General features: G+C 43.3%; 6 protein-coding genes. 4 read left to right on the plus strand and 2 right to left on the minus strand.

Annotated elements, in window-relative coordinates; translation table 11 throughout:
• The first annotated feature begins 7 nt into the window (after positions 1 to 7).
• The 4 genes from GVY04_02510 to GVY04_02525 all read left to right on the plus strand — a co-directional run bounded on the left by GVY04_02510 (position 8) and on the right by GVY04_02525 (position 7,462).
• Entirely contained in the window at positions 8 to 2,539 is a 2,532-nt protein-coding gene (locus GVY04_02510) for an FHA domain-containing protein (GenBank protein ID NBD15042.1), read from the plus strand.
• A 313-nt stretch (positions 2,540 to 2,852) separates the two neighbouring features.
• Positions 2,853 to 4,889, plus strand: coding sequence for a hypothetical protein (locus tag GVY04_02515; protein ID NBD15043.1), 2,037 nt, complete (start codon positions 2,853 to 2,855; stop codon positions 4,887 to 4,889).
• Between the two features lie 93 nt (positions 4,890 to 4,982).
• A complete protein-coding gene (locus GVY04_02520) occupies positions 4,983 to 5,954 on the plus strand; it encodes a hypothetical protein (GenBank protein ID NBD15044.1) in 972 nt (323 codons plus the stop codon).
• A 143-nt stretch (positions 5,955 to 6,097) separates the two neighbouring features.
• Complete coding sequence (locus GVY04_02525; protein NBD15045.1) at positions 6,098 to 7,462, plus strand: DUF2808 domain-containing protein; 1,365 nt, start codon at positions 6,098 to 6,100, stop codon at positions 7,460 to 7,462.
• A gap of 56 nt (positions 7,463 to 7,518) precedes the next feature.
• Here GVY04_02525 and GVY04_02530 read toward each other — a convergent pair whose 3' ends face one another.
• Both GVY04_02530 and GVY04_02535 read right to left on the minus strand, forming a co-directional pair.
• Positions 7,519 to 9,828, minus strand: a complete 2,310-nt coding sequence (locus GVY04_02530; protein NBD15046.1) for a tetratricopeptide repeat protein — start codon at positions 9,826 to 9,828, stop codon at positions 7,519 to 7,521.
• Positions 9,829 to 10,007: 179 nt separating this feature from the next.
• Positions 10,008 to 12,986 carry a filamentous hemagglutinin N-terminal domain-containing protein gene (locus GVY04_02535; GenBank protein NBD15047.1) on the minus strand — a complete coding sequence of 993 codons (2,979 nt, stop codon included), beginning with the start codon at positions 12,984 to 12,986 and terminating at the stop codon, positions 10,008 to 10,010.
• Positions 12,987 to 12,995: the final 9 nt, after the last annotated feature.

Raw genomic sequence — 12,995 nt, forward strand, 5'->3', positions numbered from 1 at the left:
ATTCCTTATGACTAAATTAGTTGTCTTAAATTTGGGTACAGGTAATTTTAATCAGGGCTTTCCTTTTGTGAGCGTTACTTTCCAATCTAGTAACTACATGATGCAAGTAACAGGAAACTTACCAGCTGTACCAAAATTGCTCAATTACTATCAACACTGGCAGTCTGTTTACCAACTTCTGAATCAATCACGTTCTTTAGGAACTCGTGATTCTCCACCCAAGGATCGACAGAATCCTAATTTTGATCGCGATAGCAGTATTTTCATCAACGAAACTGATATTACTCATGTTTCAGAAATTGAACTATCGAATGCTGCTACACAATTAAAAAGTTGTCTCGATAGCTGGCTTAATACTGAAGGATTTCGACAAATAGAACGTAGTCTACGCCAAGAATTGAGTGTTCATGATGAAATTCGCTTTATTATCCAAACTTCAGATCAACAGTCTAGGCAAATTCCTTGGTCTATTTGGCAATTTTTCCAAGATTATCCTGGAGCAGAAGTTGCCCTTAGCGCACTGGATTTCAAGTCAGTTAGAAGAGTAATTAACCCCGCTAAACAAGTCAGAATCTTAGCAATTTTAGGGAATAGCTCAGGCATTAATATTGAAGCCGATCGCGCCCTACTAGAAAATTTAAAAGGAGCAAACGTCGTTTTTTTAGTTGAGCCTTCTCGGCAAAAACTAGATGAATACTTGTGGCACCAAGCCGGATGGGATATTCTCTTTTTTGCTGGACATAGTTGCAGTCAATTAGATGGCAAAACCGGAGAAATTTACATTAATCCGACAGAAAAACTTACGATTGCTCAGTTAAAAAATGCTCTCAATCGTGCTTTGAAAAGTGGATTGCAATTAGCGATTTTCAACTCTTGTCAAGGGCTAGGGTTGGCAAATCAATTAAGTGATTTAGACTTTCCACAAATGATTTTGATGCGCGAGCCAGTGCCTGACCGTGTTGCTCAGATTTTTCTCAAACACTTTTTATTTGCCTTTTCTGAAGGACAATCCCTTTATCTAGCATTCAGAGAAGCCCGAGAAAGACTCCAAGGCATTGAAGGAGAATTTCCGGGGGCAAGTTGGTTACCCCTAATTTTTCAAAATCCTGCTGAAATGCCTCCCACTTGGAACGAATTATCAAAAGGAGAAACAACAATTATGTCTAATGCAAGTTCTAATTTTGTTGCCACTTTAACATTACATCCCTCCTCTCCCTCCCCAGATTGCTCAAAAACTCAACAATATTTCCTCTCATCAGAAGAAGTAACTGTAATTGGGAGATCGCCAGATTGTCAAATTCCTCTCAATCCCACTGAACATGTCACTGTTTCCCGCCGTCACGCCGAAATTAAACATATTAAACAAGGACAAGAATCCGGTTGGCACATTCGAGATACGGGAACGACTAATGGAACGTTAGTGAACGATCAGCGCATTGAAGGGTGGCATTCTCTTAACTCTGGCGATCGCGTAACCCTAGGCTATAAAGGACCCGAACTCATTTTTGAGCATTCTGCCTTACCGACAACCGTTTTTATTCCCGTTTCTACCACCGAAGAATCAACTAGTGCTGAAGAATCGATATCGGAATTGGATTCTCAAGCCGTAGAAGAAAAGAAAGAAGCAGAAGCTGTAGAACAGAACCAAGAAGAACAGGAAGCGTCTTCTGCTCTCCCTGTTCCCACAGAAAACCTATCAATACCAGAAGAAAAGACCTCACCCTCTGCTTCTCAATCCAGCACAAAAGCACCAGAAAAACCAACTGCATCAGTACCGCTGCCTTCTCTAGAAACCAAAGAAGAGATAACAAAAACTGATAAAAATCACACTCCGGTCAAGTCAACAACAACTCATCCCGAACCTACCCATGATCTCGAAGCGATTACTTCTTCCTCACTATGGGGAATAATGTCTCAACGAGAAGTGTCTCACCTGCCTTGTTCAGAAGAAATTACTGCCCTCGCCTTTTCTCCTGATGGGGCAACTCTCGCTAGTGCCAGTGGCGATAAAACCATTAAACTTTGGAATCTGGAAACCGGAGAAGAAACACTTTCCATTACGGCTCATAAACTGGCGATTAACGCCCTTGCCTTTTCTCCTGATGGGGCAACTCTCGCTAGTGCCAGTGGCGATAAAACCATTAAACTCTGGAATCTGGAAACCGGAGAAGAAACACTTTCCATTACGGCTCATAAACTGGCGATTAACGCCCTTGCTTTTTCTCCTGATGGGGCAACTCTCGCTAGTGCCAGCGGCGATAAAACCATTAAACTTTGGAATCTGGAAACGGGAGAGGAAACACTTTCTATGAGTACTCAAAAATCGATTATTTCGGCTCTAACCTTCAGCCCAGAGAAGCAGTTGCTAGCTAGTGTTAGCGATCGGCAATGGATTAAACTATGGTCAATTGGGACAGCCGAAGAAATATTATCAATGGCAATTCCAACGGCTTATCGAGGAGTAACAGTAGTGCATCCTGATGGTCAAACTCTAGCAAGTGCTGTGGAAGGAGAAAAGATTGCCCTCTGGACACTCTAGTCTTTTGAAAAAAAGATACTTACGGTTTTACGTAAATTGCATTACGTTGTTTCTATTCCTAGATTTCGCTGAAAAGGAATAAAATAAAGATATTTCAGTTAATTCGATCAATTATTTATTCCTTGGCAAATCAATAGCGAGTTTATCAATTGGTCAATTAACTGAGATTCTATAAAAATTTTGCTAGCTTCTGTGCATACTGAGAAAAAAATCAACCAATTTAAAAGCAGAAGACTTTGCATGATTGCTTCGTGCCTATATGTAGAAAATGGTTTGCCATCTTTACTAATATCAATGATTTTTATCTAGAACCATGACGATTGAAGATAAGCTATTAGCATCTCGCTATCACATCCTGAAAAATATTGGATCAGGAGCCTTTGGCGTTACCTTTCTAGCTGAGGACCAAAATATTCCAACCCAGCCGAAGTGCGTGGTTAAGCAATTGAAACCCTTAGTCAATGATCCCAATCATTTTGAACAAGCCAAGAAACTGTTTGAAAAAGAAGCTGCTACTTTATCGAAAGTGGGGACTCATAACCAAATTCCTTACCTCAAGGATTATTTTGAAGAGGAAGGAAACTTTTATCTTGTTCAAGACTTTATTGATGGGATCCCTTTAGATCAAGAACTCCTGCCCAATCAACCGTGGTCAGAATCAGCCGTTTTGGCTCTTCTCAAAGACTGTCTTCCAATTTTAGACTTTATTCACACTCAAAAACCACCCATTATTCATCGGGATATCAAACCTGCCAATTTAATTCGGCGTCAGGAAGATGGAAAAATTGTGTTGGTTGATTTTGGTGCAGTTAAAGAATCATTTCAGACTAAGCTGGTTCAATCAACCGTTGCTATTGGTACTCGTGGCTATATGCCCACTGAGCAAATTCGAGGGAAACCTCGTCCCGCTAGCGATATTTTTGCGCTAGGAATGGTTGCCATTCAAGCATTAACGGGAGTGAATCCCATTGATTTACCAGAAGATGACAATGGAGAACTGGTTTGGCAATATATAGAAGATGAAGAGGGTCAGCTTCAGCGGAGCGTTACAGTTAATGCTAGCTTAGCAGAAGTTTTATCCAAAATAATTCGTCATGACTTCAAGGATAGATATCAAACTGCCCAGGAAGTTACAGCAGCATTAGACAACCGAAGTTCTAACCAAGAACAAAATGAAACCTCTGTCATCTTAACTGAAGAGTTGAATGGCATGAGATCGCAAGAATTTACAGATTACAACCAACAAAAATCACAATCAGAACAAGAAACCCTTAAACAAAACTCAGCGATCCCACAACCAGAACAAGAAACCCTTAAACAAGATTCAAATTCCCAAAATCACTTATCAGTATCTCAGCAGTCATCTTCTTCAAAGGAAGAGAATAAACTCCCATCACCATCTAGATCTCAAAATCAAGTGGCGACTTCGCTGAAGTCTCCCTTAGCCAAAAATGTGGGAATTGTATCTCTTATCATAATTTTGTCGACTGTTTTTATGTATGGGTTGGAGTTCTATAAACAGCGGCAACAGAATCAGGCAATCGTGAAGCAAAACCAACAAAATGAAGAGCGTTTAAATAATCTTGAAGAAACATTAACCTCATTATTTGATAAAAAGAAATACCAAGAGTGTATTGAGCAATCTAATAGCCAATTAGAAGATGAAACTGATGCGATGAAAGAAGCCAAGGTGAACTTTTATGACAAGTGTTCACTCCGCTTAGCTCAGTCTGATGTTGAGATTGACAAATACTCAGAGGCGATTCAACGAGCTGAGAAAATTCAGGAGGAAAGTGAAGTTTATCAAGAGGCTCAAACAAAGATTAAAGATTGGTCGAATGAACTCTTAGACAAAGGCATCAGCGAGTATAAAGAAAATGGGAAGTTAGACAGCTTTAAAAAAGCGGTTGATACATTATCGACTTCTAACCCAGTTCGAGAACAAGCACTTCAGAAAAAAGAAGAGTTGGAGGATTTACATGAGAAAAACGAGAAATTATTATCTGAGGCTAACAGTGCTCTAGAGAAAGAACAATGGAATGTAGCAAGAAATCAAGCGCAAGAATTAAAAAAATCAGGGAAGGGCTACAACTACTGGGAAACTGAAGCTAGTTCAATTATAACCAAGGCTAATGAAGGTATGACAACTGCTGGGAGCATCGAGACAAATACTGAAACAACGAATACGGGAACGACTACTGGAACAACGAATACGGGAACGACTACTGGAACAACGAATACGAGAACGACTACTGGAACAACGAAGATCAAACCTGATGATATAACAATTGACCTTTGCGATGATGAGTTTAATCGGAGTACCGGAATGTCTACTGCTGGTTGTGAGTAAATTCAGATTCTTTGGTAAATAATTCTATTTAATACTTAGTTTTAAAGTGGAGATTAATAATTAATGCTTGATCGCGCAATTAAACCAATAATAGTGGCAACAACACTTATATCTAGCTTTCTTAGCTATTCAAATATTTCTATTGCTGAATCGACTCGCTATAGCTGTGTTTCCAAAAATGGTCAATTCCTCACTGTTGCTCAAATCTCAAGCCAAGAAAAAGAATTAGTCAATTGGCAACAAGTCGAATCTCTGCTCGATGGAGAAGATATTGCTAAGGCATGTTTAGAATTTACTTCTCGATTACAAGACTTTGTTAACAATGGCAACCAGGGGTTTATCTCAGTGGGGACTCTTAATAATCAGTACTTTTTATGCGCTGCTAATGAATCCGGGAATTGTACTGGAGATAACTTTGGTTTTTTACTGATGTTAAACAATAATATGGCTCCCGAGCAAGCCTTAAGGCAGTTTTTTAGCAGCTCATCAATCGAGCAAAATCAAGGGAATTCTCAGAAGCCAGTTGTTAATCTAAATCAACAAATAGCGACTAATCAAACTGAGCCTCTTTCTGATCAAGGAAATCAACTTCCACAAGATTCTACGGCAACCCAACCCAAAAATTCTATACAATACTTTTGCTTAAATGAAGGTGGAAAACAACCGGTTACCGTTGTTGATACTAAACGGGGCAGAATTGAACTGATTATTTGGAAGAGTCAGTTTTTTGCCAATTCAGGCTATACCCCTCAAAAACGCTGTGATCAAGTAACGGCACGCTTTCAGCAACATTCTGATGCCGAAACACTCCGATACATTTCAACGGGAACAATGAATCAACAAAACGTCATTTGTGTTGCAAAAAATGATGCTGGAGATTGTCGAAGTGATGGTCTTTTAATTACTTTAGAAGCCCAAGATAATCCCAATCAAGTGTTAAGGGAGTTGTTTAATCTTAAAGAACGTGCCAGTAGTGGGGGAATTTTTCGGAACGTTGGGGGCGAGGAAATGAAAGAAGTGATTGTTTGGGATGATTTTTTAGAGACAAGACTTAATCAACAGTAATTAGGTAATGAAGAGGAGAATATAACTTAGAGCAAAGGTCAAGAAAGGTCTTGTATGTTCCTTTTCGACGGTTAAACGAGAAGTTCCGTAGTACAATTTTTCCTATAAAGTGTATCTGGGGTAGAAATTCCCACCGTGGACTTATGTGGAAGCCATCCTTTATTTCCCTCGGTTTAGCTGTTGTGGGTTTACTATCAATCATCGGTTTGAGTGCCGATTATTCTTTGTTGTTGGCTCAGAATCTACCGAAAGATGAGGTTGGCGTTCAGTCCCAACAGCGCGATCGCGCTGCCAATCGTCGGCGTGTCGCTTTAGTAATGGGCAATGCAGATTACACAGTGGGCTCTCCCTTAAAAAATCCGGTCAACGATGCGACAGATATAGCAGCAATGTTCCAAGAGTTGGGGTTTGACGAGGTCATTACAGTTACCAATGCCGAATTGAGGGAAATGGAGTCAGCTCTGAAAAATTTTGCCAATGAGTTGAGGGCGGGAAGTGTTGGCGTATTTTACTATGCCGGACACGGCATGCAGTCTCAAGGAGAAAATTATTTGATTCCTGTAGATGCAGAAATTCAATCCGAGTCAGATATTCGCTACGAGAGTCTTGCTCTGGGGCAAGTGCTAGGACGAATGGAAGATGCTGGGAATCAGATGAATATTGTCATTCTCGATGCCTGTCGCGATAATCCCTTTAATCGGGGCTGGCGTTCCTCTGGCTCCCGAGGTTTAGCTGAGGTGAGAGCTGAAGGCATGTTAATTGCCTATGCCACTGCACCGGGCAATGTTGCTTCTGATGGCGAAGGTCGCAATGGAACCTTTACGGGTGCTTTACTGGAAGGCATCCGCACCCCAGGGCAAGATGTCGTCCTAATGATGAGAGAGGTACGACGTACAGTGAAGAGACAAACGGGAGGGCAACAGGTACCTTGGGTTTCTACTTCCCTGGATAATAATTTTGCTTTCCTCCCAGGTGCAGACTCCGAGCCCTCCTTACCCCAGCCCTCATCGCCTACTCCCTCTGCCACTCCATCTCGACCGCCGAACCGCTCAGCATCGTTTGCAGAGTCACCTCGCTTACTCAGTGCGCGTCCCACCCGGAATACTGTAGAAGCAAGAGGAGTCAAACATTACTTCACCCTTGCTCTTCCGGATAATGCGGGAGAGCCTCTGCAAGCTGTACAAATCAAGCAGCAGCAATCTACTGAAAACATCGAGTACGAACTCGAAGAAACGATCGCGTTCACGGGGGAAAAACGCAGCTCAGGAACAACGATCGCGATTCAAGATGTCTCACTCGATGAGGCAACGCAAACGATTACTATTTCCTTTACCGAGCCTATAGCACCGGGAACAACGTTTACCGTCGGCTTATTTCCGACCAGAAATCCCCGATCTAGCGGGGTGTATCTGTTTAATGTGACAGCCGTTCCTGGAGGCAAGAAACCTTTGGCTTTGAATCTGGGTGTTGCCCGCTTTCACTTTCGAGACAATGATCATTTCTTTTAGGAGTCGCGATGAAGCGAATGCTAACAACTCGCTCCAATGGGGGTAAAAACAGTTGATTAATTGGCTTCACCAATCATCGTAAATGCCCCCCATTCGATTGGATGCGGATATTCCTCCATTGTTGAGAGCATCGCTTGTCGCAAAGCTTGAGCCTTACTTTGAGTTTGACGCTGTTGGCGATAAAATTCAACCATTAAGTTAGCTGATGCATCATCCCTTACCGTCCAGAGTGAAACGATTAAACGTGAAGCTCCGGCAGCCAGGATGGAACGAGACAGTCCAATTACCCCATCGCCGGTGAGATGACCTCGACCCGTATCACAAGCACTGAGGACGACTAACTCGGCTTGCAGGTCTAACTTGAGAATTTCATCGGAAGTTAAAATGCCATCTTGTTCACCAGAGGAAGCCAGCGCGATCGCGCCAGGAACACCACTGCCAGAAAAGTCTTGAATTAACCCGTGGGTTGCCAGGTGTATCAGTTGGGCTGCTCCCATTTGCTCACTGATGGCAGCTTCCGTTGCATCCTTGCCAATAATTGCTTTCGTGCCCAGCAGTTGAGCAATTTCCTGGGCTTCTTCTTCCGCGCCGGGTAACGAAACTAATTCAAGCCCAATGGTTTGGTTAGGGCCAATAAAGGTTTTGGGCATTTCTGGATTGCCCACGACCAATGCTCTCTTATTTTGATTATCGTTTCTCCTTTGAGCGGTAAAGTCTAACACTTGAATCGCTGGCGCGGTTAGGATGGTGTGTTTTTCAATTAAGTAGGTTCCGTTGGCATCTTGGAGGGCGGGGAAAGAAATTTGAAAGAGTTCTCGGCGAGGGATAAAAATAACCGGTGCATTTGGGTCAGAGGGTAATAAATCCGCGATTGGTTCAATTAAAACCGAGTAGAGAGAGCGATGGATTTGATCAAATGTCGGTTCAAGCTCAGTACTCCGCAAGCGCTCATACTGAGCGGTGGATAGATCTGTTTGCAGGAACTCTAGCCAGTCATTTGCCCACTCACCCGCTTTGAGAATTAACTGGGAGTCTTGAGCACTCAAATCAACGGATTGGAAGGAGACTTGGCCATTGGGTTGCACGACCCAAATATGCAGCTTGATATATTGACCATAAATTTTTCCCCGGGCGACAAATTCTTCATCGGCAATATAAGCATATTCAACCAGGGTGGCATTCTGCTCTTGAGCAATTTCACGAATTTTTTGAATATCGGGAGGGGCAATTTGCTGTTCAAACTGCGGAGAAGTGGGAGCGACAGACGACACTCTTTTGACCAATAGCTCAACGAAGGCTCTGGCTTTAGCGTGTTCGGCGATTTCTAAAGCTTCTTCGTATTTATTTTGTTCGACCAAAATCCGTCTCAGGAGGGCATAGCTGTGAATTTGCGTGTCAAACATCGAAACTTGGGTTAAGTCGCCTAAGCCATCGCGTAAGTCATCTAAGAGCTTGATCGCGCCTTTATAGTGTTTCTCCGCTTGCACGAGATCGCCAGCAATCCAATACGCTGAGCCGAGTACATGAAGAGCGGAAGCTTCTAGCCTGGGGTCACTCACTTGTCGAGCCAGGGTGAGACTTTTCTTAAGATGGGGCATTGCCTTTGGTATATTTTCCAGGTCCGTATAAACGGTCCCGATTCCCTTCGTTGCAATCCCCTCCAAGCGAGGATGTTGAATCGCTTGAGCAAACTTTAAACTTTGTTGATAGTGCGCTAAGGCGGCATCGTGATTCTTCTGTGCTTGCTCAACATAACCGAGGTTACTTAAGATTTGTGCTTGCAACTTTTGACTGAGAGTTTCATCCTCAATTTTTTCCGCTGTAGTCAGACTGAGTTGATACTGCGCGATCGCGTCTGGAAATTTCCCTTGGTTCATGTAAACGTTAGCAATGCTATTGAGTGAGAGAGCTATCCCTTCGCGATCATTTCTGGTTTGCGTCAACTGCAACGCCTGTTCATGTAAAGAGAGGGCTTGTTCAAACTCACCTAATTCCAAGTGCAGATTGCCCAAACCCCGCAGCACCAATTCTCGGCCCACCGCATTATCCAGGTCTTCCCAAATCGCTAGAGAGCGGTTGTAAGCGTCCAAGGCTTGGGGATAATTGCCTAAACGTAGATAATTATTCCCCAAATTGCCCAGAACACTCGCTTTGGCGGTACGATTTTCACTTTCCTGTAAAAAAGTGAGGGACTGCTCAAAGGAATTGACCGCTTCTTGATAACTGCCCATTCCTTCATAAGCCAGCCCTAACCGTCCCCAGGTCAATCCCTGTCCACTGGCATCATCTAACTGCTCATAGCGGGATAACGCCTTTTTCCAGGCTTGAATCGCTAAGTCCCAACGCTGGGCTTGATAGTGGTTCATCCCTTCTCTCAGGAGTTCTTGAGGACTTGTCTGCTGAGACTGAGCTAACTGAATCTGCGGCGACTCAGAAATTGACGAGTGAGCTGCATACCCCCCACTTACAGACAGTAAGCAAGATGTTAGAAGTAATGCCAATGATGGGAAAGGAAAGCTGCGATTGTACATAACCTTAGCGGAATCTAAATTTGTTGATCTTGAAATTCCCAATCGTCTGCGTCTAAAAAGGCATCTGGGGTTAACAATTCTGGGAATAACTCGACCGAAATTGGAATCACATTACCGTCTTCATCAGTTGGCAAAGTGAACAGCAGTGATAACACTTGACCCGAGCGGGTTGCTAATACCATATTAGTTCCCTCGATTGGCGTAAAGGTATAGCCTGCCACTTCACAATCTGTTTCATCTTCTTCACATAAATCATCTTGACTTATTTCGCCATCATCTTGTTCATCATCATCTTGGTCGTCACTATCACCTGAATCATCATCATCGCCGTCGTCACCATTCCCGTCGCCGTCGCCATTCCCGTCGCCGTCGTCACCATTCCCGTCGCCGTCGCCATTCCCGTCGCCGTCGTCACCATTCCCGTCGCCGCCGTCACCATTTCCGTCGCCGCCGTCGCCACCATTTCCGTCGCCGCCGTCACCATTTCCGTCGCCGCCGTCGCCACCATTTCCGTCGCCGCCGTCACCATCTCTGTCAGTATCTGTATCTCTATTTTTATTTCGGTCTTTATCTGTTTCTGGTGGTTCATCAGGAACTAAACCCACTGTTAATGGGTCGTCAACACTACCACTTTCTCCACCAACAAAAAGAGAACCATTCAATATTTGATCAATTTGAAAAGTTTTAATAGGTTCTTCTAGACCACTACTTTCTGGTTGGTCAGGATCGAAATTATCACCAAACCTAAATGATGTATCTTCACGGATAATTAAATTAATGTTTGTGTCTGGCTCAAAAGGATTTTCATTATTATTGAAAAGTTCAACGCGTTTTGGGTCTTTGTTATTTGAGCGTTCATTTAAGAATTGAGCTGTTAGTAAAACATCAGGCTCTCCTTCTGATAAAACTGCATTAGGACCTATAATACCGCCAGCTACAGCTTCTCCCCCAAATTGAACCCCAATATTAAAATTAACCTGACCAAGGTCATCCTCAGGAGCAGGTTGGCCTTGCGATCCTGAGTTTCCATTAACAGATAATGGTTTCAAAGCTCTAAACCGTTTGGCGTCTATGGTTAGAGAATCCTTGGCATCCAGTCGAATTCCACCAAAAAGCTCAATGTTTCCATTAGTAGCAATTAAACTACTTTCCCCTCCTCCGCTTTCAGATTGAAATAATTTACCATTGCTATTTTGATCAAAGCCTAAGCCTCCCCGGACTACATCAGCTGTTACTCTATCTTTTTGTTCTTCGGTCAGTGAATTAAAATCTACTTCATTGACAGTAAAATTAGCTAGATTAATTTCAACTAGATTACTTTCTTCTCCAATGATGATGTCACCATTTTTATTCTCAAGAGTCAATTGATTGGCATTAATATTCCCAAAAATTTGAATAATTCCTGTTTCTGAACCGACAGGAGCAACAGTGACAATTAAATTGCTTATCTTTTCACCAGGATCTAATACTACTTCTTCTCCGGAGTCACCACTGAACTCGTTTGATGAGGAAGAACCTAGATTAGTATCACGAGTTAGAGTAATTCTTTTAGTCGCTTGCAACTCAATTGTTCCATCACGACCAGCTTCTAATAAAGCACTTGCCGAAATCGTGAATGTACTATCTTCATCGTCATCATCATCAAATAAGATTTGTCCGTCATCGAGTTCATCATCGTTCTCACCAGTTTCAACAATCTCAATAACAGCAGGGTCTAATAGTAATGTCCCATTCACCCCCTCGGGAGCGCTGACATTAACCGTCCCTTGGAAAGCCAGGTGATTTTTTCCAGACACTTCAACAAACCCGCCATCACCGGAGTTATTCCCACCGCGAGCACTGATTTCACCATAAAATCCGGTTACCTCATCCGCCCAAGCAATGACTCGCCCGCCATCGCCCTCATCCAGCGCATCCGCATTAATCACAGAAGTTTCATCAATCAGGGTACGTAAGGCATTGGGAGGATCCCCTTGTCCTTTATACTCCCCACCCATGAGGATTTCACCACCGCCATTGCTTCCCGAAGCATCAATATTGGCTGCAATGACCCCCACTTTTTCCCCAAAAATACCAACTTTGCCTCCTACTTCTCCCGAGGCATCAATCTCACCGGATGCCAAAGTTGTTCCTGCAGTGTTGGGAACTTCCGCATCACTTCCCACGAGGCGAATAGTTCCATTTGCCGTTAGTTCCACTTTGGAAACGGTTTCTGCATTCCCACCTGTTAGTAGTTTAGGCAAATCTAAAGGCGTTAAAGCTTGTGCACCCATTGCCAGCTCGGTTTCTGCCGATGCGGGTAAGCCCAAACTTAACAAACTGCCTTCTTGGGTAATCGTAACCATTTGCTGGTCCGGAACCGAAGCAATGATAATATCGCCTTCTGGTGCTTCTAGGGTTCCGGTATTAATCACTAAACCCCCAACTAGGGCAATTTGCTCTCCGGTAGGAACAGAAAGTTCTCCTTCATTAATAATGGCACCGGCCTTGTCAGTAGCAAAGGCAATGCCACTGGGTTCTCCCACTAAGTTGGCATAGTTGTTTTGTCCTAGGGCTTTAAACCAGTAATCCCCAATTTTGATCCCGTGACCCGTTGTTGCAGTGAAAGAGCCGGGGACATTTAAAGCGGCTTGAGACCCGAAGCGAATCCCCACCGGGTTCATCAAATACAGATTAGCATTGGTTCCACTGACTTGAATTAAACCGTTAATAATCGAAGCATTCCCGCCGGTCACCCGACCAATAATATTTTGGATATTAGGGTTAGAGATGAAGTTGGCAATCTGTCCGCGATTGAGTCCAAACTTCTCGAAGCTATGGAATTGATTGTTTCCAGCTTGGGTTCCGCCTTCAATATCAAACTGGTTGCCATTAGGGGAAACTTGGGTGCCAGTGCCATCGTTAGCAGCGGTAATGGGGTTCGCCTGAACGCCTTTGACGCCAAAGAGGAAGAGGAAAGCTACAATTGAGACGCGTGTTATAACTGTTTTCATGAAAATCAT

This window comes from Cyanobacteria bacterium GSL.Bin1, from assembly GCA_009909085.1.
In the GTDB taxonomy this organism is placed as follows: domain Bacteria; phylum Cyanobacteriota; class Cyanobacteriia; order Cyanobacteriales; family Rubidibacteraceae; genus Halothece.